General features: G+C 49.2%; 15 protein-coding genes. 7 read left to right on the top strand and 8 right to left on the bottom strand.

The window, feature by feature from the left end; translation table 11 throughout:
• Nucleotides 1-156: 156 nt before the first annotated feature.
• A complete protein-coding gene (locus tag CPZ25_RS11260; protein WP_074617783.1) occupies nt 157-1,557 on the top strand; it encodes a sigma-54 interaction domain-containing protein in 1,401 nt (466 codons plus the stop codon).
• A gap of 94 nt (nt 1,558-1,651) precedes the next feature.
• Here CPZ25_RS11260 and CPZ25_RS11255 read toward each other — a convergent pair whose 3' ends face one another.
• Both CPZ25_RS11255 and CPZ25_RS11250 read right to left on the bottom strand, forming a co-directional pair.
• Complete coding sequence (locus CPZ25_RS11255; protein WP_074617784.1) at nt 1,652-2,908, bottom strand: MFS transporter; 1,257 nt, start codon at nt 2,906-2,908, stop codon at nt 1,652-1,654.
• A 113-nt stretch (nt 2,909-3,021) separates the two neighbouring features.
• Nucleotides 3,022-4,476 carry a trimethylamine methyltransferase family protein gene (locus CPZ25_RS11250; RefSeq protein ID WP_074617785.1) on the bottom strand — a complete coding sequence of 485 codons (1,455 nt, stop codon included), beginning with the start codon at nt 4,474-4,476 and terminating at the stop codon, nt 3,022-3,024.
• Between the two features lie 231 nt (nt 4,477-4,707).
• Between CPZ25_RS11250 and CPZ25_RS11245 the strand changes: the two genes are divergently transcribed.
• On the top strand, nt 4,708-6,093 hold the full coding sequence (locus CPZ25_RS11245) for a sigma-54 interaction domain-containing protein (protein WP_096918568.1): 1,386 nt from the start codon (nt 4,708-4,710) through the stop codon (nt 6,091-6,093).
• Between the two features lie 68 nt (nt 6,094-6,161).
• Here the strand turns inward: CPZ25_RS11245 and CPZ25_RS11240 are convergent, their stop codons facing one another.
• Nucleotides 6,162-7,805, bottom strand: coding sequence for a BCCT family transporter (locus CPZ25_RS11240; protein WP_074617787.1), 1,644 nt, complete (start codon nt 7,803-7,805; stop codon nt 6,162-6,164).
• A 284-nt stretch (nt 7,806-8,089) separates the two neighbouring features.
• Here CPZ25_RS11240 and CPZ25_RS11235 point away from each other — a divergent pair, with 284 nt between their 5' ends.
• The 5 genes from CPZ25_RS11235 to CPZ25_RS11215 all read left to right on the top strand — a co-directional run bounded on the left by CPZ25_RS11235 (nt 8,090) and on the right by CPZ25_RS11215 (nt 17,042).
• Complete coding sequence (locus CPZ25_RS11235; protein WP_096918569.1) at nt 8,090-9,502, top strand: trimethylamine methyltransferase family protein; 1,413 nt, start codon at nt 8,090-8,092, stop codon at nt 9,500-9,502.
• Between the two features lie 157 nt (nt 9,503-9,659).
• Nucleotides 9,660-11,039, top strand: coding sequence for a sigma-54 interaction domain-containing protein (locus CPZ25_RS11230; protein ID WP_058693278.1), 1,380 nt, complete (start codon nt 9,660-9,662; stop codon nt 11,037-11,039).
• Nucleotides 11,040-11,212: 173 nt separating this feature from the next.
• Nucleotides 11,213-12,061 carry a helix-turn-helix domain-containing protein gene (locus CPZ25_RS11225; RefSeq protein ID WP_096918570.1) on the top strand — a complete coding sequence of 283 codons (849 nt, stop codon included), beginning with the start codon at nt 11,213-11,215 and terminating at the stop codon, nt 12,059-12,061.
• The gene (locus tag CPZ25_RS11220; RefSeq protein ID WP_096918571.1) at nt 12,051-14,126 is read left to right on the top strand and encodes a HelD family protein; all 2,076 of its coding nucleotides are present in this window, start codon (nt 12,051-12,053) and stop codon (nt 14,124-14,126) included. The genes CPZ25_RS11225 and CPZ25_RS11220 overlap by 11 nt, the downstream gene beginning before the upstream one ends.
• 249 nt (nt 14,127-14,375) lie before the next feature.
• Nucleotides 14,376-17,042 carry a cation-translocating P-type ATPase gene (locus tag CPZ25_RS11215; protein WP_096918572.1) on the top strand — a complete coding sequence of 889 codons (2,667 nt, stop codon included), beginning with the start codon at nt 14,376-14,378 and terminating at the stop codon, nt 17,040-17,042.
• A 59-nt stretch (nt 17,043-17,101) separates the two neighbouring features.
• Here CPZ25_RS11215 and CPZ25_RS11210 read toward each other — a convergent pair whose 3' ends face one another.
• From CPZ25_RS11210 to cobT, 5 genes are all read right to left on the bottom strand, one after another.
• The gene (locus tag CPZ25_RS11210) at nt 17,102-17,914 is read right to left on the bottom strand and encodes an alpha/beta hydrolase (RefSeq protein WP_096918573.1); all 813 of its coding nucleotides are present in this window, start codon (nt 17,912-17,914) and stop codon (nt 17,102-17,104) included.
• Between the two features lie 136 nt (nt 17,915-18,050).
• Nucleotides 18,051-19,550, bottom strand: a complete 1,500-nt coding sequence (locus tag CPZ25_RS11205) for a B12-binding domain-containing radical SAM protein (protein WP_074617796.1) — start codon at nt 19,548-19,550, stop codon at nt 18,051-18,053.
• Nucleotides 19,551-19,572: 22 nt separating this feature from the next.
• A complete protein-coding gene (gene bzaD, locus CPZ25_RS11200; RefSeq protein ID WP_243129299.1) occupies nt 19,573-20,898 on the bottom strand; it encodes a B12 lower ligand biosynthesis radical SAM protein BzaD in 1,326 nt (441 codons plus the stop codon).
• 12 nt (nt 20,899-20,910) lie between these two features.
• Nucleotides 20,911-22,467, bottom strand: a complete 1,557-nt coding sequence (bzaC, locus tag CPZ25_RS11195) for a 5-hydroxy-benzimidazole O-methyltransferase BzaC (RefSeq protein WP_096918575.1) — start codon at nt 22,465-22,467, stop codon at nt 20,911-20,913.
• Nucleotides 22,454-23,530: a nicotinate-nucleotide--dimethylbenzimidazole phosphoribosyltransferase gene (gene cobT, locus CPZ25_RS11190; protein WP_096918576.1), complete on the bottom strand. Its 1,077-nt coding sequence runs from the start codon at nt 23,528-23,530 to the stop codon at nt 22,454-22,456. Before cobT ends, bzaC begins: the two co-directional genes overlap by 14 nt.
• Nucleotides 23,531-23,619: the final 89 nt, after the last annotated feature.

Below are 23,619 nucleotides of genomic sequence, written 5' to 3'. Positions count from 1 at the left end.
TTTAACGCAAAAACCATGCCAAATTATAAAAGCGGGAAAAACAGGCTGTTTCAATAAATAGACTAAAATAATCATCTAAAAATATTTAATATTACCTAAAAATCCCTGGTGTTTTCCATCTGAATATATATAATAATGAATAAAGGGGGAGAGACCATGGAAAACACACAAAAACACAGTGAGAAATACCAGAAATATTTAGCGTCATTGCCAAAAGAAACTTACATAAAAATATTGGAAAATATTTTTACAGGTATCTATGTGAATGATAAGGATGGAAATACCATTTACGCCAATCCGGCGGTGACGCGGCATTATGGGAAAACGCCGGAGGAGCTCATTGATCTTCCAAATTGGGGAATATGGCAGGGCATAGTAAGCCCGCCTGTATATAAAGAAATGCTGGAAAAGCAGAGAACGCTTTTTTATCGCCAAATGCATTTTAACTCGCAGGAAATATTGACAACCATTGCGACACCGGTCATGGATGAAAATAATGAACTGGAGTTAATGGTTGGCGTTTTACAGGAGAATATTACAGATTTTGACAAAACCTATGAAGAAAATCAGATGAGGTTTGTCAAAGCTAAAGACAGCATCAGTCCTTTCAAAAACATTGTAAGCGAAAGCCGGAATTACCTGAAAGAGCTCGTGCTTCTGAGGCGTGCGGCTAAGTCGAAAACACCGATATTGTTATTAGGGGAATCCGGCGTTGGAAAATCGCTCGCCGCAAAATATATTCATGATTCCAGTGACCGGAAGGATAAGCCCTTTATGGATATTAACTGTGCGGCCATTCCGGAAAATCTGTTGGAGTCTGAGCTGTTTGGCTACGCACCCCATTCTTTTACAGGCGCTTCCAGCAAGGGAAAGAAAGGGTTGATCCAGCTGGCTGATGGAGGAACATTGTTTCTGGATGAAATTGGTGATCTTCCGCTGTCGCTTCAGGCGAAAATACTGTATGTTATTGAGACTGGAAAGTTTCTTCCCATTGGTTCAGAAACATACATGGAGGCCAATGTGCGGATTATTACGGCGACAAACCAAAATTTGAAAAAACGTATTTCCAAAAAGAAGTTCAGGGAGGACTTATACTGGAGGATCAATGCGATTTCATCAACGATTCCGCCGCTAAGGAAGAGAAAGGCTGATATTGTGCCCCTGGCTTTCCATTTTCTGAAGCTAAACAATAAAACCCATACTATACAGAAGTTTTTTGCGCCGGAATTTTTACCTTTACTGCTGCAGTATGACTGGCCGGGAAATGTTCGGGAATTAAAAAACGTGATCGACCGTTGTTATATCCTTTCTCCAGGGTACACGATCTATCCTGATAAGCTGCCGAAGGATATTTCGCTTTTGGAGGACAGCTACTATGAAAGCGCCTCCAATGATTATGACTCGATTATGGATTCCTTTGAGCGGCAGCTTATACGGGAGGTATTTAAAAAAGAAAAGACCATCGCGAGTGTGCAGAGAGAGCTCGGGCTGTCTCAAAATAAGGCCTACCGGCTTGTTAAAAAGTACTGTATGGATTTAATGAAAAAGGACGGTTAAAAAGTATGTCTGGTGAGACCCCTTTGGGAGCCTTTACGCAGGGCTGCCAAAGGGCTGCGGCGTTTATATTTTCGGCTGTCTGCCCGGTATTGTATCAATTTTCAAATTTATTTCCAGCACTTTTCCATTCTCTGTCAACCAAAAAGCTTGCAAGAATTCCGAGAACGCCAGCGACAGCAATTAAAATAAAAATCTTGTTGAAACCAGCTTGGAGGTTGCCAGCAGCGGCAGCGGCATCGATCCAGGACCCCGCGACAGGGCTGACGATAATTTCAGGGATAAAGCCAATACAGGAAATAACGCCCGTGCAGATGCCCGTCATCTCTAGTGGAATTCCGGCTTCACCCATGACAGACCAATAGGTTGATTTGATGGCGTTAAAACAAAGGGACAGAACCAGTGTCAAGATGATTGACAGGGCGATAATTTGACTGCTGAAAATCAGAAACAGGCTGATGGCCGCTGAACAGGCAAAGAAAATAGCTACGGCTTTGCTTTTGGTTGATAGCTTGTCGGCAATGATACCGCCAATGACACCAGAAAGAAAAACAATAATATAGTTGCGCACAATTGAAATAGCGCTGGCGATATTCTCTGGCAGATTGAGGATTTGCGTGGTATAAGTCCCCAGATAGCCTGTGCACGCAATGTAAATAGTGATGCCGCAGGCGATAACAAAAATTGTCAGCCAGGTACCTTTTAATTTAAGCGCATCGATCAGGCGAAGCTTTGCAGCCGCTGAATGATTGGACGCTTCCTTGATATCCTTTGGCAGGATAAAAATAAGGGCAACGGCAATGAGGATAAAGAGAGCGACATTTACCCAGATCACAGCCTGAAAGCCGAGAGTTTCATTGGTGAAGATCCCAAGAACCCACAGGCATAAAAATGAGATAACCGTGGCGATAACACCTCTGAAGGCCTCGCTCAAGCCGAAGATTTTTCCCTGTTCGGACTCATTTCCCAGCATTCTTAAATATTTTAAATAGGGGGACCAGAAAGTCAGGATGCTGAAAATTGAAAAGAACCCATGAATGATTAAAATGATGGTGTAGGAAGGGAGCAGAGAGTAGATAAGGGACGTGGCCGCCATGCCGAAAGCGCTGATAACCAACAGAGTTTTGGAGTTAAACTTGTCGGCCATATAACCGCTGGGAATATAGCAAATAAAATTGATAAAAGCCACAGATGTGCCGATAAAACCGAGCTGGGTATTGGTAAGCCCTAAAATACGGATCATCTGATCATAGTAGGATAAACGAAAATATGGAATAAAAAACACCATGCCGGCCAAGAAGCTCAGCAGTACCAGAATAAGATTGCGCTTACCTTTGGACATTGTCTGATTCATGTGTAAGACCTCCTTTTAAGGTTAAGAGGGAGCTGTATGAAAGGCAGAGGCTTTCATACAGGTTCCCTGGAAGGCAGAATGATCGAATGTGAAAAAACTTTTAACAATAGACATCAATAACGGAATTGCGGCGGCAGGTATTCGTTGAGCAGTTTTTGCTGAGTCTTTGTGGTTTCTGGAAGCTGGTAAGCCTCAAGACGTTCCTTTACTTCTCTGCCAGCTCTGTCTCTTAAGGTGCCATTTTGTTCAATAAGAACTGTCGAGTTTCCGCCATGACGGTTGAAAATCTTTGGCAGATAGTGTTCCTCACGGTAATCTCTGGAGGTTCTACCCTTGAGGTAGTCTCCTCTTGGCCCTACCTTTTTCATCAGATCAAAGCAGGCTTTTTTATCGGAGATCATAATCCCCTGATTCACGCGTTTCAGATAACTGGCTGTTATTTCATCCAGCACATATTTTTCGTAGCTGCCCATATTGTAGGTTGCCAGCGGCCCGGCTGTGTTCAGGATAAAGTCAGATTTTCCGACAAGGCCCGTTGTCAGCATCATCATGGTTTCCGCGCCGGCCTGATAGTCGGCGTCCAGAGCGCTGGAAACACCAACACCCGTCCGGATCGGCAGGTTGTAAAAGCGTCCCATTGCCAGCAAACCCATTTGAATAAGCATAGATTCAGGGGCGCCGACAGCGAGCTGTAAAGTGCGCATATCCGTCGGTCCGCTCACGCTTCCGAACATGGCTGGTACACCTGGGTTAACAAGCTGTGTTAGTACGATGGCTGCGAGAAGCGTTGCGTTGCTCTGAATGATTGAGCCCATCAGGGTTGGCGGTGAGGTAAGATTTGTCATGCCGCAGTCGATAAAAATGACTGGCTGATTTTCTTCGATGAGACCAAACATATTTGCGAGAACCTCGCTGCCAACAGCCAACGGTGAAAGGAGGGCAAGGTTTGACAGCACGACTGGCTTGTCCCAGATGTCAAAGAATTTTTTATGAAAGACGGCAATTTCCCTGGCCGCTTCGGTTAAATCTTTATTCTTCCAATTCAGTGGGGTGACTGCGTTTGCCTGATAAACTGGTTTGGAGCTGTACTTGAGGCCCAGAGCGACATAGGGCATATACATGTTGTCCAATGTTTTATCAATATCGTCTGTATCGTAACCAACGCTGGTGCTCATGCGTATGACCTCGCTGGTTTCTGCCAGCTTATGGAAATTGACGACATCGTCCAGAGTGGTGTTTTTGATAGAACCATCTGTATGGATGATTTGGAAATGTGCCGGATTACCAACGGTAACAGGCTCGTAACGTTTGCCGATTTTAACAGAATTATCCAGTGCAAATAATTCAAATTCTGAGGGTGCGGTTTTAAGCGCCTCGTGTAAAAGCTGTTCACTGATATAGACGGTTTCTCCATCAACACGGGCGCCATGATGTTTGAAAACCTCCAAAGCACGCTCGCTTTCAAAAATTATTCCGATTTCGTCTAGAACCTTTAATGTGTATTCATGAATCATCTGGATGTCGTTGGGACTCATGAATTTTTCATGTAGATTACGATTTAGATACATAGTGTTTTCTCCTTAAGTAAAACATTACCGGTAATGTCAATTAATTTGTACATGCCATTTAGTAAAGCAATAATTGTGCCAACTCAGTAAATGGCGGTTTTAAAGGAAAAAGATGCAAAAAAATTAAGCGTTTAAACTAAAATTAAATGAAATGACAATTTTGCCCATCTGAAATTAACTATTGTCTGTGCGGGTAGGCAGTGGTATGATAGCGAAAAAGGGGGAGATAACATGGATAATGAATTTAAGCACAGCGCGGAGTATATGGAATACCTGAATGCGCTTCCGAAGGAAATGTATATTAAAATACTTGAAAATATTTTCACCGGGATTTTAGTAAATGACAGGGAAGGAAATACCATTTATGTTAATCCGGCGGTTACCAGGCATTATGGAAAGAGACCGGAGGAGATGGTGGCACTGCGTAACTGGGGGATATGGCAGGGGGTTGTCAGCCCGCCTGCCTATAAAGAGATGCTTGAGGTCAGGCGTACGCTTTTTTACAGGCAGATGCATTTTAACTCACAGGAAGTTCTGACGACCATCATCAACCCGGTGCTTGACAATGATCAGGAGCTGGAGCTGATGGTTTCGGTTATTCAGGAGAACATCGAGAGCTTTGATAAGGTTTACGAAGAGGAGTCAGGAATTTCCGGCGAGCAGGAGAGCCCTTTTAAAAATATTATTGGCGAAAGCCAGAATTATATGAAAGAGCTGGTGCTTTTAAGGCGGGCATCAAAATCAAAAACACCGATTTTAATTCTGGGAGAGTCAGGAGTGGGGAAATCCTTAATCGCTAAATTTATCCATGATGCCAGTGACCGAAAAGATCAGCCCTTTTGGGCCATCAACTGTGCGGCGATTCCTGAGAATCTGCTGGAGTCTGAGCTTTTTGGCTATGTGCCCCATGCCTTTACCGGCGCTGGTGGAAAAGGAAAGAAGGGACTGATCCAGCTGGCGGACCGTGGAACGCTGTTTTTAGATGAAATTGGTGATTTGCCTTTATCCTTGCAGGCAAAGCTGTTATACGTGATTGAATCGGGAAAATTTCTTCCCATTGGATCAGAAACCTATGTGGAAGCAGATGTCAGAATTTTGACAGCGACCAACCAGAATCTTGAGAAGCTCATTGAGGAAAGAAAATTTCGGGAGGACCTGTACTGGCGGATTAATGCCATTATGTCTAAAATTCCTCCGCTCAGAGATCGGAAGGATGATATTATACCACTTGCCTTTCATTTTCTGAAAATAAACAATCAGAATAATACCATTCAAAAAAAGTTTTCGTCACAGTTTTTGCCGCTGCTTTTAAAATATCATTGGCCAGGCAATATCCGGGAGCTGAAAAATGTCATTGACCGGTGCTATATTCTGTCACCGGGATATACCATACAGCCGGATAAGCTGCCCGACTATATTTTTAAGGAGGAGGACAGAGTGAGCAATGCGGACAGTCTGAACTTTGATGTGATGATGGAGGCCTATGAGCGGCAGGTGGTCCGTGAAATGTACCGCGCTGAAAAAACAATTGCCGGCGTTCAGAAAAAACTGAATATGTCGCAGAATAAAGCCTACCGTTTGGTAAAAAAGTATTGTGCGGATTTAATTGAAAAATAACAGAAAAAATCCTCGAAGTTTGTGAAAGATCGAGGATTTTTTAGATGATTTACACTTTATAAGAATTTTCAGGCTTTTATTTTAGGGGAATCTTCAGGTTTTGTCGCAATCGGTTTTTCGGAAATATTGGAAATATTTTCAGGGAGCTGTTCCCCGGACAGCTTCCAGCCATTCTTTTTAATATCCTTGAAAAAGGACAGAGCCATCAGCGCGATGATCGCAAGGGCGGGAACGCCGCAGATGACGGTGATGGTCTGGAAGGGGCGGATGCCGCCGATCATCAGCAGGGCAATACTGATGACGCCAATACACAATGACCAGAAAATTTTGATCCAGGAAGGCGGTTCCTGACCGCTTTTCAGTACCTTGGTCGTGGACATGGCCATGCTGTAGGCGTTGGCGTTTAAGAGGGTCTGCATACAGATATTGGCAAAGATAAAGAGTACAGGCATAAGGATACCGGCAAAGGGGAGGTATTTCCAGATGGCTGCGATGGCAGCGCCCTGTCCGCCCTCAGCGAGGATCGCACCAAGATCTAGCCCCTGCTCCAGGAAGGTATTGATAGAGAAGCCCTGGAACACGATAAAGAACATATATGTGCCGATGACCGTGGCGCCCAGAAGCCCCAGAACAAGCTCACGCACAGTACGCCCTTTGGAGATACGGCCATAAAATACCCCGTTTTGGATGGACATGGTAATGTACCAGGCGTAATAAAAGACTGTCCAGTTTTGGGGAATGCCGGATTTGGCATAGGGGTCTGTGTTGCAGACAAGGTGGAGGGTGTTCTGCATGAGCATGCCCAGACCGTCTGTAAAGCTGTTGAGCATGAAGAAGGATGGCCCGAAGAGCAGAACGAAAACCAGAATCCCAAAGCCAACGTACACGCGGATATTGCTGAGCAGGCCGATTCCCTTTTTAAGACCGGCGAACAGAAGGATCGCCATGATAATGCTCCAGGCCATGATCAGGACAATGGAGACGATAAAGGGTGGTTCATAACCGATAATGTTGGTAATGATGGCGACCAGAGTAGGGACATTGACGCCCACGCAGGTCACGACAGAGGAGAGAAGGGCGACAATATAAATGATGTCAATGGTTTTACCAAGACCGCCCCGCGCGCGTTTTTTGCCAATCAGGGAAATGCAGGCTGTGCTCGGCAGGGTATCGTCCACCTTTTTACAGTAAAACTGATAGGCGAAGAGAACAGCGATCAATGCATAGCCCAGGTAGAATACAGGTCCCCAGTGAAACAACGGCATCATGGCAGCCTGCTGGAGAGCTTCCACTGTGCCGGCCTCAACGCCCCACATGGGTGACTGGTAGGTGTAAAGCCACTCCACGCTTGTCCAGGTGAGCACGCCGAGCCCAGCGGCGCCGGTAAAGATCATACCCAGCCAGGAGAGGGTAGAATACTCAGGCTTTTCATTGCCGAAGCGTTTCTTGCCGAGCGGTCCAAAGGCCAGAATGAGTACAACGACGATGAGCGCCAGATAGTACCAGTCAAACAGCCAGGCGAATTTATCCGTAATAAAGGAAAAGACTGTTTCCAGTACATTGCCGGCAACCGTCGGGTTGGACATAACCACAGCTGTCAGCAATACGGTAAAGATAAGCGGTGGAAAAAAGGTCCAGCCGTTAACCATGGAAAAAGGTGATTTTTTGTCAGATTTCATTTTGTTTTCAGGCCATTGCAGATGATGTCGCAACAGCCATCCCCCTTCTTATATTTTCTTACTTACTATCTATAAACACGCAATAAACATGCCAAAGCAGTAAAGGGGAAAAAGGGGGAGATTTCAAGGATTTTAAAATGATTTTCCGAAAAGTGATGAGTGAAAATCACTCGAGCGGATGATTTTCACTCGCATCAAAGCAAATATGGACTGGTCTGTATTTGAAAAAAAGCGTCTAAACGCCCTGCAATGGGCTTTTTTGATTTTGGCATAAATATTGCATTATCTAAACAGCATCAAATACTGGAGGTATCAATATGTATAAACGGAATTTTACAAGAAGCTTTGTCACACAGGAATCCATCGAGCTCATTCACGAAAAATCATTGTACTTATTAAAGAATAAGGGGATACGGTTTTGTTCGGAGGAACTGCTGGAGATGTTCCGGGAAAAAGGGTTTAAGGTTGACGGCGAGCTTGTCTATATAACAGAGGAACAGGTCGACGATGCCCTGGCCTCCTGCCCGAGAAATTTTGATTATGTGTCCAGAGGACACAAGCACCGTGTTGGAACAACTCAGAAAAAAACCATTGGACAGTCCTCGCTTGGGCCTGTCAATGTGCTTAAGGAGGGAGAACACCGCCCGGCTGCCGCAGAGGATTTCGTCAATTTTGTGAAGCTGTTTCAGACAAGCGACGTGATCGATGTGATCGACTGCGAGCTGCTGCACCCAAACGATGTGCCGGCCCAGTACAAAACGGATTTTATGACGCTGACCCCGATGATCTATAGCGATAAGCCATTGGCAGGCCTGAACGGAAGCCGGGAAACCTGCCGCCGGGCGATCCAGCTCGCCAAAGAATTCAATGATATTCACGATCAGGTGCTCATGTCAACCTTAATCACCAGCGCGCCGCCCTTTACCTGGGACCGTCTGATGTGTGAAACCATCATCGAATACGCGAAGAACGGACAGTGCAGTTGTATCGCAGGCGTTGGCCTTGCAGGGCTGACAGCGCCGCCATCTCTGTCTGGCGCGATTATCCAGAATAATACCGAGCGCCTTGCGGGCATTGTGGCGACACAGGTGGTAAACCCCGGCGCGCCGGTTATCTACCAGTTCTGCGCCCTGGAAACAGACCTCCGTTACTCACTTTGTGTATGCGGCGGGGCTGAAACCAGCGTGGAATGGTTTGTCGAAAATGAGCTCGCCAATTTTTACGGCCTCCCCAAGAGATCCCACGGCTGTCTGTCCGACGCCAAGCAGGACGACTACCAGTCCGGCAGAGAATCCACCATGGTTGGCCTTTCTGCCCTGATGTGTGAGCCGGAGCTGGTCTACATGCTGGCCGGGATCATGGATTCCTTTAATACACTGGGCTATGAGAAATTTATGCTGGATGAGGACACCTATAAAATCTGTGGCCGTTTCCTGAGAGGCGTCGAGTTTAAGGAAGAAAATCTCTATATGGATAAAATGGAAAAAATTGAGCATTCCGCCAATTATCTGGCCAGAACCTCCAAGATTTACCGCAACGATTTTGTCTTTCCAGAAATCGCCAACCGCAAGGCGTATTCTAACTGGGAAAAAGAAGACAACGCCATCAGCGTGCAGGAACGCGCGACCCTGGCCTGGAAAAAACGGCTGGAGGAATATGTACCGCTGGAACTGGACAAAAAGCAGCAGAAAATGGTCGAAGAGCTGCTGCCAAAGGAATGGAGAGTATAGCTATCCCGGCTATCAGGCTGTCACGCATTTGCGGACAGCCTTTTTGAATGGGAAAAAGTATTTAAACTGTTCTGGAAGACGTCTCTGAGGTATAATAAAAGAAGTAAAGCCTTGAAAAGAGCTGATGGAAAATTAAGTAAAGGATCGGTACAAAATTATGCTGGATATATCAAAGCCATCCCATTCCCAGGAATATATTGACTATTTAAACGCCATACCCCGTGAGACATTGCTGACGATTCTGGAAAATGCCTTTTCTGAAATTTACGTTCTGGACAAAAATGGCCGTATTATTTACATCAATCCTGCGGCCATACGTTTGTATGGGGTACCGCCTGAGGACTTGATCAATAAAAACAGCAAAACGGCCAAGAAAGATCTATGGGACCCTTACAGCTTTGATATGACAAAGCAGGCCCACCGGGCGATCGTGACAGAAAGTATTTATTATAAAACAAACCGGAGTATGATCTGCATCAATGTCCCGGTCTATAATGACAACGATGAGTTTGAGCTGATGGTGTCCACCTCTCTGGATAACATCCGCGCTGTGGATTTAAGCTATCGTGATCTGAGAAATCCCATTGAGTCCATTAACCTGGACTTTTCAGATGAGATTATCGGGAAGAGTATCCTGTTCGAGCAGTGCCTGACAGACCTTGAAAAGGCAGCGAAGTTTGACTGCAATATTTTGATTTTAGGTGAGAGCGGCACAGGAAAGAGCTATCTGGCCCAGATGGTGCACGAGGGCAGTCCGAGAAACCATAAGCCCTTTGTGGCCATTAACTGCGGTGCCATCCCGGACGGGCTGTTAGAGAGCGAGCTGTTTGGCTATATGCCCGGGGCCTTTACCGGCGCCAACGTCAAGGGGAAAATCGGGCTTCTGAAAAACGCCGACGGCGGCACCATTTTTCTCGATGAAATTGGGGAGCTGTCCCCGGCCATGCAGGTTAAAATTCTGGATGTTCTGGAAAATAAACGTTTTTTCCCGGTGGGGAGCAACAAGCCCGAATATGTCAATATCCGGATTATCGCCGCGACCAATCAGAATTTAATGAATGCCATCCGGGAGAAAAAGTTCAGAGAAGACCTTTATTGGCGGCTCAATACCGTAAAGGTCGTGCTGCCGCCTCTGAGAAAAAGAAAGGAAGATATCTTCTACCTGGCGACCGCTTTTCTGAACGACTTTAACAAGCGCTACAATACCAATAAGGTATTCAATGAAAAGATACTTTCCTGCTTTAATAATTATGATTGGCCAGGCAATGTGCGCCAGCTCAGGAATGCTGTGGAGCGCATGATCATTTTGTCCGATGGCATTATTATTAATGAGGAGCTGTTTTTCCGCTATCTGGACCAGGAGGAAGACCGGGAAGAGACCGACGGGGAAACCTACAATGTTGAGGAGTTTAAGAAACAGACGGTCATCAAGCTTTATGCAAAGCACAAATCGAGCCGGGCAGTGGCCAGGCGTATGGGAATCAGCCAGTCCACCGCCAATCTTTTGATTAACAAGTACATTAAAAATAAAGCGTGATGCAGTGAAAGCTGAACGCTCTCGGAAGAAGAAACCTCCAAGCGGTCTCTGGCCGTGAAGGAGGTTTCTCTGCTTTTGGAGGACGCCCGGACAAAAAGCGCAAGCAAGAGCAAGAAATATTAAAACACCTCCGATATAATGGGGTATAATGCTCTGAGAAAGGAGTGGCAGTAATGAATAACATCGAAAAAGTACAGGCCGCCATTGATTATATAGAGGACCATCTAACCGAAAAGCTGGATCTTGATGTCATTGCCGGTGCAGTCCATTACTCAAAGTACCATCTGCACCGCGTCTTTTCAAAAACTGTGGGGCTGACCCTGCATGAGTACCGGAACCGGCGGCAGCTGACAGAGGCTGCCAAGCTGCTGGTGTTTTCGGAGAGAACCATACTCGACATCGCCCTGCAGGCCGGGTATGAGAGCCAGCAGGCCTTTACAGCCGCCTTTTCGGCCATGTATAAGCAGTCCCCCAGCCAATACCGGGAAAACGAAAAATTCTATCCGCTGCAGCTGAGGTTTCAATTTGAAGGGAGCTATAATATGCGAAACAGCACAGAAAAAACACAGTGGAAGATCACCTACGCTGACGAGGGCGATATCCCCTGCTGGATGGCTCTGGTCCACCTGGTCATCGACGGTTTTCCCCACTTGTATGAGGAGGAATATGTCGGTGAGCTTAAACGCCGGATCCGCAAACGGCAGGCATTGATCCTGAAGGATGGCGAGGTGGCTGTCGGCGCAATGCTTTTTTCCGGCGAAACCGGCAGCATTGATTTTATGGGGACACATCCGCTGTACCGCAGCCAGGGAATCCCCAGGGCGTTTCTGGATAAAATGATGAGTGAACTGCATAAAGGCAGGGAGATCAGCATTACTACCTACCGGGAGGGTGACAAGGCCGACACCGGTCACCGGCAGGCCATAATGGAGCTGGGCTTTGCCGAAGCCGAGCTTCTGGTAGAGTTTGGCTATCCAACCCAGCGCTTTGTCTTGACAGAGGAGGGCAGCAATGAGGCATGAAGAAAGCCATAAGCCAGAGCGTGGGACCAGCGCAGTTCCCTTTCCAGAGGAGATCAGGCATCTGGAAGCGGTTGCCGGCCGTCTGGACGCAGCGCTTAAAGCCACAGAGGACAGAGTGGGACGGGCGGATGAGCAGTATATGGAGACAAAACGTTATATGGTTGAAAACCGGGGAGAGATTGACCCCCATGAAATGTTTCAGAATGAGCTGGCCTTAAAGCAGCTGGACAGGAAAGGGGCCTTTACTGTGGGCGTCCGGGAAAAGCTGGCGCGTCTGAAGGCTTCGCCCTACTTTGCCCGGATTGATTTTCAGTATGAAAATGAAGAAGACACGGAAAAATATTATATTGGGCCGGCGTCCTTTAATGATAACAATGAGCTGCTGATCTGTGACTGGCGCGCGCCGGTGGCAGGCATGTTTTATGACTGCGAGGTGGGGCCGGCAGGCTATGAAGCCCCCTCGGGTAAAATCAAAGGCCATCTGACCCGAAAGCGGCAGTTTAAAATCAAAGATGGAAAAATGGAGTATGCGCTCGAAAGCTCGGTCAATATCCAGGATGATGTGCTGCAGCGTGAGCTGAGCCATACCTCCGATGAAAAGATGAAATCCATCATTGCCACCATCCAGAAGGAGCAGAATCAAATTATCCGAAACGAGAAGGCCGGAACCATGATCATCCAGGGGGTAGCGGGATCGGGTAAAACCTCCATTGCCCTGCACCGGATCGCCTTTCTGCTTTACCGCTTTAAGGATCACCTTTCAGCGTCGGACATCCGAATTTTATCGCCTAACAGGGTGTTTGGGGATTATATCTCAAATGTTTTGCCAGAGCTGGGAGAAGAGCCTATCTACGAGATAAGCTTTGAGGATATTGCCGAAGAACAGCTGGAAGGAAAATTTCGGTTTGAAAAGGAAAAAGATCCGCTGGAGACTGAGGACACGCGCTGGGCAGAACGGGCCCGGCTGAAATCAAGCTATGCGTTTAAAACGGAGATGGACGCCTATCTGAAAAGCCTGCCTGAAAATGTGTTCGCACCTGAGGATTACTGCTTTGGCCGGTTTAAGGCAGAGGCAGATTGGATAAAAATCATGTTTGAGGCGGACAGCGGTCTGCCGTTTAAAAAGCGTCTGAAGCTCATGGCAGAAACGATCCACGAGCGGTTTGAGGCGGATAATATCCGGGGAGAGGAGCTTCCAAAGCCGGGTGCGATTTTGAAAAGCCTCAATGCCATGCTCAGAGTGAAGAACACCTTTTCCCTTTATAAGAATTTTTACCGGCAGGCAGGGCTGTCACATATGCTTGTCCTGCCTGAAAAGAAGACCTTTGAATGGGCGGATGTTTACCCATATCTGTATTTTAAGAGAGCTTTTGAGGGCTTGAGGGAGAATAAGTCAATAAGACATCTGGTGGTCGATGAAATGCAGGATTACACGCCGGTCCAGTACGCGGTGATCAACAGTATTTACAGCTGCCCCAAAACCATCCTGGGCGATTTTGGACAATGTGTCAATCCTAATTATCAAAATACACTGGACGATATGAGAAGGCTCTACAGCGGCGCTGAATTTATAGCGCTCAACAAAAGCTACCGTTCCACCTATGAGATCATACAATTTGCCGGGAAAATACAGCCGGTCAGCGCATTGGAGCCCATGGAGCGGCACGGTGAACTGCCGGAGGTTATCCGCTGCAGTAACCAAAAGGAAATGCTTGAAAAGCTTGTGAATAAAATCCGGGCTTTTGAAAAAAGCGGCTGGGCATCTCTGGGGATTATCCTGAAAACAAATCGCGAGGCGCAGGCATTATATGCTCTGCTCTCAGAAAAACACAATGTCCATCTGATCACGCCAGAGGGCACGCGGTTTAAAAACGGCGTTTCCGTTACCTCTATTCAGATGGCCAAGGGGCTGGAATTTGACGCAGTCCTTATCCCGGACGCAGACAGCAGGCATTACAGCGACGCGTATGAGAGAAGCCTGCTGTACGTTGCCTGTACCCGGGCCATGCACAGCCTGACGCTTCTTTACAGCGGGGAGATAAGTCCTTTGTTAAATCTTCCTTAATCCCCTTGACGCTTGCAATTTTTTTATGTAAAATTTAGAAAATATTTATTTTAGATGTAAAGGAATTTTAATTGATGGACGATAGTGACGAGAGCGACACTGACCGAAAAATCAAAACCTTAAAAGCGAATAAGCCTCAGAGTATACAAGGCACAGTCACGCCCATTTGACACATGGGTGGTTTGACTGTGCCTTTTTTACATTCTGGCTTAGATAAAATTTTTATATGAAAGGGGTGGTTTATCCAATATGGATAATCACAGACAGAAGCCTTGGCACGCGCTGCCGGCAAAAGATGTTTTTGCCGGCCTGCAGACCTCAGAGGAGGGCTTAAGCGATGCTGAGGCAGCCGAAAGGCTAAGAAAAAACGGACGCAATGTGCTGCGTTCAAAACCGCCGAGATCCATTGCACAGATGCTCTGGTCTCAGATCACAGACCCCATGGTCCTTATTTTAATTGGCGCTGCCATTTTTTCAGCAGTGCTGAGAGAATGGACCGAGGCAGGGGTCATTTTTACCATCGTTGTGCTGAATGCCCTTATTGGCATTGTTCAGGAGAAAAAGGCCCAGTCCTCTCTGGAGGCGTTGAAAAATATGAGCGCACCCACAGCCCGCGTACTGCGGGAGGATGAGGAGAGCGTTGTGCCTGCCAGTGAGCTGGTGACCGGGGATATTGTATTTCTGAGTGACGGGGACATGGTGCCCGCAGACCTGCGGCTCATCGATTCGGCCAACCTGAAGGTGCAGGAGGCGTCCCTGACCGGGGAGTCTGTCCCGTCAGAAAAGGACGCGGATGAGCTGTTTCCAGAGCGCTGCGCGCTGGGTGACCGGGGCAACATGGCCTATACCTCATCCATTGTCACCTATGGGCGTGCCACTGGTGTGGTGGTGGCAACCGGGATGGATACAGAGGTGGGAAACATTGCCGGTATGCTCGACAGCCAGGATGAGACAGATACGCCGCTTAAGCGTAAACTGGGCGCTGTTGGCAAAACACTGACCATCATTGGGGTCATTGTCTGTGTGCTGATCTTTGCCATCGGCGCTCTTTACCACCGGCCGCTGATCCCACAGTTTCTGGTGGCGATTTCTCTGGCCATTTCCATCATTCCGGAAGGCCTGCCCGCTACGGCGACTATCGTTATGGCCCTGGGGGTTCAGCGTATGGCCAGGAAAAACGCGCTTATCCGAAAGCTGCCTGCTGTGGAAACCCTTGGGAGTGCTACGGTTATCTGCAGCGATAAAACCGGCACCCTGACCCTGAATCAGATGACGGTTACTCAGGTAGCGGTAAACGGAGATTTTGAGGTGGGCCGGGCTGTTTCAGTTGATGCGGCGGCCAAGGCCCATCCTGAGGTATACCGTGAGCTGATATACGCCGCGGACTTATGCAATGACGCCAGCTTTGACCCTGACCAGGAGGGCGCGATAATCGGCGATCCCACAGAGGGCGCACTCCTGCACATGACAAGGGCTTTTGGCCTGGATCACGATAGTATGGAGGACACCTGTCCCCGGGTTTTTGAAAATCCTTTTGACTCTGACCGGAAGCGTATGACCACAGTCCATCTGGTGGAGGGCCGGCTGACAGCTTACACTAAGGGCGCAGTGGATGAACTGCTTCCCTTTTGCACGCAGATGCTCACTGGGCAGGGAATCCGCCCTATGACGGAAACCGACCGGGAAAATATTCAACGGCTTTGTCTTAAAATGTCAGAAAAGGCGCTGCGTGTGCTGGGCTTTGCCACCAGGCAGCTTGAGGAAATCCCGGAGGATGAGGAAGAAAATGTGGAGCATGACCTGACCTTTATCGGTGTCGTGGGGATGATTGACCCGCCGAGAAAGGAAGTGGCGGAATCCGTAAGAACATGCCGGAAAGCGGGCATCCGTACGGTGATGATCACCGGCGACCACAGGGTCACAGCCATTGCCATAGCCCGGGAGCTGGATATTTTCCAGGAGGGCAACACAGTACTGACTGGCGACGAGCTGGAACGCCTGTCGGAGCATGAGCTCGATAAGGCGGTTAAAACCACAACGGTCTATGCCCGGGTATCGCCGGCGGACAAGCTGCGAATCATCAAAGCGCTCAAACGGGGCGGGGAGGTCGCGGCCATGACCGGGGACGGCGTCAACGACTCACCGGCCCTTAAAGCAGCGGACATCGGTGTTGCCATGGGCGTCACAGGAACGGATGTGGCCAAGGAGGCCGCAGACATGATTCTTTTGGACGACAGCTTTACGACCATTGCCTACGCAATTAAGGAAGGGCGTCGTGTTTACCGGAACATTCAAAAGGTTATCCAGTTTTTGCTGGCCGGCAACATCGCCGAGATTTTAACCCTTTTTGTGGCAACCGTCTTTAACTGGGATGCGCCGCTGCTGGCGGTTCATATTCTATGGGTTAACCTGGCAACCGCAACTCTGCCGGCGCTCGCTCTGGGGGTAGACCCGGCCAGCAAAAATATCATGCGCCATCCGCCAGTCAAGTCGGGCACGCTGTTTGAACGAGACCTTATTTTCAGGGTGATCCGCCAGGGGGTTTTTGTCGCGGCCATGACGCTTGTGGCTTACTGGATCGGCTTTAAGACTGGCAGCCACATCACTGGCCAGACCATGGCCTTTTGTGTGCTGGCGCTTTCCCAGATGCTCCGGGCCTTTAATCAGCGTTCTAATACTGAGCCGGTCTGGGTGCGGGCCGAAGGTGCAAACCCATGGCTGATCCTGTCCTTTGTGGCATCTGCCGCGCTGATGGCCTGTATTCTCTTTATTCCGCCGCTGCAGGCAGCCTTTAAGGTAACGCTGCTGAGCGGCAGCCAGTGGCTGACTGTTATAGGGCTTTCACTGCTCTCTGTTGTCCAGGTAGAGGTTGTTAAATGGATTAAACGGATGCGGGGATCAAAGGCCAGCCGTTAAGATAAATAATAAAGGGTCCTGTGGTTTTTATGCCACAGGGCCCTTTTTAGTTTGCGCGTTTACAGCCTGTTTTCAATCCAGCGGATTACATCTGCCATGACCTGGTCTTTGACGGCTTCGTTAAAAATTTCGTGTTGGGTGTCGCCGTAGATTTTAAGCTGTTTGTCTTTGGAGGCAATCTGCGCAAAAAAATCGGTGGAATCGCTGGGATCAACCAGGGTGTCTTTTTCGCCGTGCAGCAGAAGCACTGGGAGATGGAAAACAGGATTTGCGGCTAACTGCCGGATACCGAGTGTCAGCTGCTGGCTCAGGCCAGCCGTAAAGTAGGAAGCGTTTAAGGGGTCTGCCTTGTAAGTGGCAGTAACTTCGGGATTTGAGGTCAGCCGCTTTGCCAGCTTGTTTGGAAAGCGGGTCAGCGGGTCAAGGGACTGGGAGACACGGCTGAAGCCGCCCAGATTATCCCGGGTGGCAGCGTCAAACAGAATGGCGCCGTCTGCCTTGTCGGGATATTTTGTGCCGAAGTCAGCTACGGCAAAGCCGCCCATGCTGTAGCCCAGCAGGAAGCGCTTAAGCCCAGGACTTTCCGCTGTGACAATGTCCACAATGCGGTGCAGGTCCTCAGTGATTTCATCCGGTGTGCTGTAGAAACCCCGTTCGCCCTCGGATTTGCCGTGTCCCCGGAGGTCGTAGCGGTACACCTTAAACCCATGGTCGAAAAGTTTCTGGGTGACTGCCGCGTAGCGTCCAGAATGCTCGCACATGCCGTGGCTGATGATCACCACAGCCCTCGGGGATTCGGGCGTATCGGTTGTCATATAAAGGTTCAGTCCATCATAGGCCTGTATCATTTGCATGATTTTTTCTTTTTTCATGGTTCACCTCATTTGAAAGCGTTTCAAATATTATATCAGGCCTTTCTTAATTAGAGAACGAGGGTGAGCAGTAAGTACTGTATAAAAATAGAAATAAAAAACTCCGGAAATCTGTAAATAGATTTCCGGAGCTTTTTTATGCGGTGATTTTGTCAATTTCAGCGTTAAAACAGCGGACCCAGTCCTGCCTTTCGGCTTCGGTGATATCGCCTTTTTCCAAAAGCTTTAAGGCGTTTTCAAAGCCATCCACCAGGAGATGGTTGATGGCCCGATACCGCGCCACCGTCTCGGGATCGCCCGAGGCGCTTTTCTGCCAGGTGTCGTGCATATAGTCAAAAATATGGTTGGTAATATCCCGCATTATTTTTGCCATGGTGGCGATACAGGGGTTGACATAGTCGGTATTGGCCTCGTAGATGGAGTGCTCGGATATGTTCAGCCTTCCCGCAGCCAGAAGATCATGGTAAGAGCTGCTGCCCGCCAGAATAATCTGGTGATGGTAGAGAACATTGACCGAGATTTCCAGTGTTTTTAAAAGAGCGTTGCGCTTTAAAAATTCCAGGTTGATTTTTAAGTCGTCGATGGTAGAGTCCGGTTCAAACATGATAAAGCCCACACTGGGCTCGATACCAGCCTCGCGCAGCACCCGCAGCGCGTTTTCGTTGTCTGCTACTGTCGTATATTTATTGAGCCGCTTCAGGGAGGCGTCCTTGCCGGATTCCAGGCCGACAAGAATATTCTGCAGGCCGGCGTCCACCAGTGCTCTGGTGGTTTCGGGCTCGATATCGTTGGCCCTTGCCTCAATGCCAAAACGGATATTGCGCTCTTTTAAAAGGGCGGCCAGTTTGAGTACGCGTTCCTTTCCAGCCTTTCCCGGGCCATAAAAATTGGGGTCGGTGAAGTAGAAATAGCGATAATCGGTCTGAGCGATGATCGTGTCGATTTCAGCGATGATATTTTCAGGAGAGCGGCCGCGCCACTTGGGGCAGTGCATTTCCTCTGCGCCATAATAGGGGTTGATGTAGCAGAAGGTACAGCCCCCGTAGCAGCCGCGGCTCCCGAAGATATTGACCTCGCCGCCGGGGTAGGAGCTCGCCTTGCGAAGGGGAAAGGGCAGGCTGTCCAGATCGCGGACGAGCTCGCCCCGGCTGGCCTCATAGCCGTCCCCACTCCGGTAAGCCAGGCCCTTTAAGCCCTTATAATCCGGGAGATTTGCCATGAGGTTTATGATGGTTATTTCATTTTCTCCCAGCATACAGGTGTCGATCTCCGAACACCGGTCCAGGATTTCTTCATAGGCAAAGGTGGGGTAGTAGCCATATACGGTCACATGGCTGATCTGATATTTCGCTTTCATTCTGGCGATGAAGGCATAGAGGGTGTGGTTGTCCTCCCAGTTATAAACCAGGTGGATTCCCAGCACCTCAGGCTTGTGGGCGGCAATGCGGGCTTCGATGTCTTCGTAGCTCAGGTTTTCCATATAGCCCTCTACAATGGCCGGCTGATAGCCGTTTTCGAGCAGAACGGCGGCCAGGTAGCCGCTGTTCAGGCAGGAGGACAGGGTGGTGTTGGCAATGTCATTTTGACGGTCCTCGCCGGGTGTTCTGGGATGTTCGAGTAGTAGGATTCGTTTCATTTAATCGCTCCAGTCTTTGTTATTAGGCGTCCTGCCACATAAAGATATTTCGTTTGTTATGGTAGATTTCAAGGTCATACCGCACGGTTTTAAAGGGATCGGGATTATAGTAGGTGGGGAAAAGCAGATCTGTTTCGGGTGTGATCACGCCATTCTCCAGCGCGAGTTTCTCAACCTTGGTTCTTGGCATAATGCGGATCAGGTTGAGCACGATGGTGCCGATGGTTTTGGAGGCAGCGTGGATGTCATAGATCTGGTCGATGAGCGCTTTTCCCTCATCCACTGTTTTCCAGGTATCACCGGGCGTGTTGACAAGGAAATGGTAAACCGTGGTAATGCCAACGTCTGACAAGACCCTGGCGGTGTGAAGAATCTCATCGACTGTCAGGTGCTTGTCCAGAATATCCAGCGCAGTCTGGCTGAGCCCGTCGGGCGACAGGGAGAAGCACTCACAGCCCGAATCACGGCACAGCGGGGCGTTTTCGGGTGTCAGCAGGTGCTCCCTGAAAAAGCCGCTCCAGTGAATATCCAGCCTGCGCCGGATCAGCTCTTTGCAGATGTCGTCCAGATGGTTTACCGGAAAGTTGACAATGGAATCGGTGAGGTGGATACGGCTGACGCCGTACTCTTTGTGTAAAAATTCGATTTCATCCACCACGGATTCTGGCTCGCGGCAGCGCATGCCACAGCCGGAGAGAAGCGGATAGGAGCAATAGCCGCAGTTATAACAGCAGCCGCGTTTGGTTTCAACCCCTACGCTCTCCACATATTTGTTGACCTTCAGGTATTCCCGCGGGTCTAAAAGCTCGCGGTTGGGCATGGTGTAGCTGCCCATGTCAAATTTTCCAACAGGCGGAATGATTTTTACCGCTCCGTTTTCACGGTATACCAGCCCGGGCAGCTTTGGCGGATCGTCGATGCTGTCCAGAAGCGGCAGAATAATTTCTTCGGCCTCGCCGGCAACGCCCAAGTCGATTTCAGGGAATTCTCGCATCAGGCGTTCTGGAAAAAGGGAAAAGGCGGTGCCGCCGGCCATCAGAGTGACGTTAGGCAGATAGCGTCTAATAAAGGACAGGGTAATGGCAAAGGGAACGATCAGCGAGGTGGTCCGGTTGCCCAGCGGGTCTACGTTTCGCAGGGAAATACCGATGATGTCCGGCTGATAGCTGAGCATTTTTTCACGAAGCTCGCCGTAGGGGTCCGCGGCCATATTCATGTCAAAAATTTCCAGGCTGTACCGGCCAGCCTTTTCAATACAGGAGGCCAGGGTCACAATGCCGATGGGATAAACCCGCTCGATGTCCATACCTTCCATGGATATGGCCTGAATTAGTAGGATTCGTTTCATTTTCAACTCCGTTTACTCCAAAAGCAGCAGTGCATAATATTTAATGACCTCGCCGCGTTCGCTCAGGGTTTTCAGGGACTCTCCAGCTTTTTTTACCGTGGCGAAAACATCGATACCAGACCCCTCCATGGAGGGGCGTGAATGGGCGTGGTTATTGCAGGGAGCGGTGAGATCGCAGTCCGGGCAGATGCTGCAGGGGCCGGCCCAGAAAACAAAGGCCTTGTAATAGCCAGCTTTAAAAGCCAGGGTTTCTGCTCTCAGCGCCTTGCGCTGGAAATCGCCGGTAGGCGGCTCGCTTTTTAGCAGCAGGGCCTTGCTGAAGCTGTTCACGAAAGCTTTTGTCTCGTCTGCGCTCATTTCCTGGTTGGTGCTGCAGTGCTTTTTATCCCAGGAGCGGCACCCGAATTTACATTTGTTTTTGGCAAAGGGGGCGACCACCACGTCCTTGGGGTTGTAAGGCATCACCCTGTCAAAACCGATGGCCTTGATGGGTTGTAGAATTTTCTGAACCGGCGTAATGGTCAGACCCTCAAGGGCGTTTGGCTCTCTGGCGGCAAAGATAACCGCCGTATCGGTTTGCAGCGGGATGAGCCCTGTGGTGGACAGACCGTTGTTTTTAAGGGTCTGATCAACCCATTTTGAGTCAAAGACCTTGCCGTTGTAGGTATTGATGAACATATTAATATCTGAAAAGGCAGCCTTGATGTTCCAGTGATCCAGAAAAAAGTCGTGAATCAGCAGGATGCCGCCCTCTGAGAGAAGCCTGGATACGGTTTTTATGATGCCGCTGATTTCTTCTTCGGCATAGGCGTGGACAATGTTGGACAGGATGATGAGGTCATAGCTGCCCTCAAGCTGCCAGTCTGGCTCCAGGATATTCTGTTCATGAAACAGGACGCGGCTTTTATCCCGGAGACTGCTTTTTTCAACCAGCTTTTGGGTCTGCGGCAAGACCTGGCGGATATCTAAAAGCGTAGCCTGGACATCCTCGAACTGTTCAAGAAAACCAAGGGCAAAGGCGCCGCTGCCAGCGCCGACGTCCAAAATGCGGGCGTTGGTTTTTAAGCCATTGCCAAAGAATTCAAGCACCTCCGGCACCTTCAGCCGGATAATATTGTCCATGGCAGTGATGTACTCCTCGCGCCGGGCGTCCATTTCGGCTTCGCTGATATCTTCTGTCGGGAAATGGACACGTCTGCCGGCTTCAAGGGCTGGCTTTAAGGTGTCCCAGTCGGCTTTGATCTCACGCCGCCACAGAATAGAATTCCCCTGATAAAGCGGCTTTCCTTTAATGAGATAGGTGCTTGAGAGCGTGGTATTATACCAGCTGTTTTCATAGCAGTCTACGAGATCCAGTGTTTTTAGCAGATGCAGATAGCGGGCCAGGCTGGGTTCGTCACAGTCCAGAGCTTTTGCCAGTTCGGGAAGGGGGGTGCTGCCTTCCTCCAAAAGTTCAAAAAGGCCCATGTCCAGGGCCGTGAAAAGTGATTCCGAATACCAGTAAGCAGTGGACAGATCTTCAAGATACTGTCCACCGGATGTGTTGGGGTCCCATTTAAGCGAGGCCATTGGTGACTCCTGCGTCTTCAAAGGTGAGCATGTCGTTCATGCACCGGGCGGCGCACTCTACGAGATGCATGGCCACCGCAGCACCGGTGCCCTCGCCAAGACGGAAATTAAGATTTAGAAGCGGATGCATTCCCAGGGTCTGCCACATCATTTGATGCCCTGGCTCCTCGGACTGGTGAGAAGCGATCATATAGTCTGCGCAGGTGGGGCAGAGTCCCTTTGCGATTAACGCTCCGGCAGTGGAGATAAAGCCGTCCACAACCACCGGAACCTTATGGTAGGCTGCGCTCAGGATCATGCCGGCAATACCGGCGATGTCGTAGCCGCCCACCTTTGACAGTACGTCCAGGGCGTCATTTTTATCGGGATTGTTAAGGGCGATGGATTCGCGGATAATTTTAATTTTATGCATAAGGCCGGCGTTGTTAAGGCCTGTGCCCCGTCCCGTAATGGAGGTCAGGGGATATTCGCCCATGACGGCGAGTATGGCCGCGCTGGGGGTGGTGTTGCCAATACCCAGGTCGCCGGTGCCCAACAGCTCGACGCCCTCCTCCTGAATCACTTTAGAAGCGACGTTGATACCTGCCTCCAGGGCGGCGACAGCCTGATCTCTGCTCATGGCCGGCCCCTTATGGAAGTTTTCGCTGCCGTGAGCGATCTTGGCGTCGATGACGGCGCCCTTTTTTACCAGCTCGGGCATATCCTCCTTAACGCCCATATCCACCAGCCGCACCTCTGCACCGGAGGCTTTTCCCAAAACGTTGACGCCTGCCCCTCCGGCGACAATATTGGCGACCATCTGCATGGTAACCTCCTGAGGAAAGGCCGAGACACCTTCCTCGGCGATGCCGTGGTCAGCCGCCATGGTTAAGATCATTTTTTTATCCACACAGGGGTGGATGGTCCGTTTAATTCCGGCCAGCTGGACGCCCAGGGTCAAAACCTGACCCAGGCTCCATGGCGGAATAGCGAGTGACTCCACATGTGCGCAGGCCCTGGATTCCCAATCGGGGTCTTTTGGTTCAATATTTTCAATAACTTCTTTTAAAGTTAATGCACTCATGATAATTACCTCGTTATTTGAATTTTACAGATTTCAGGTGATCTTCAAGCTTCATTATAGCACGAATCTCAGTGGTCATGAGGAAGATT

The sequence above is a fragment of the Eubacterium maltosivorans genome (genome assembly GCF_002441855.2).
GTDB classification, from domain to species: domain Bacteria; phylum Bacillota; class Clostridia; order Eubacteriales; family Eubacteriaceae; genus Eubacterium; species Eubacterium maltosivorans.
This window is presented reverse-complemented; position numbering and strand designations above follow the sequence as displayed.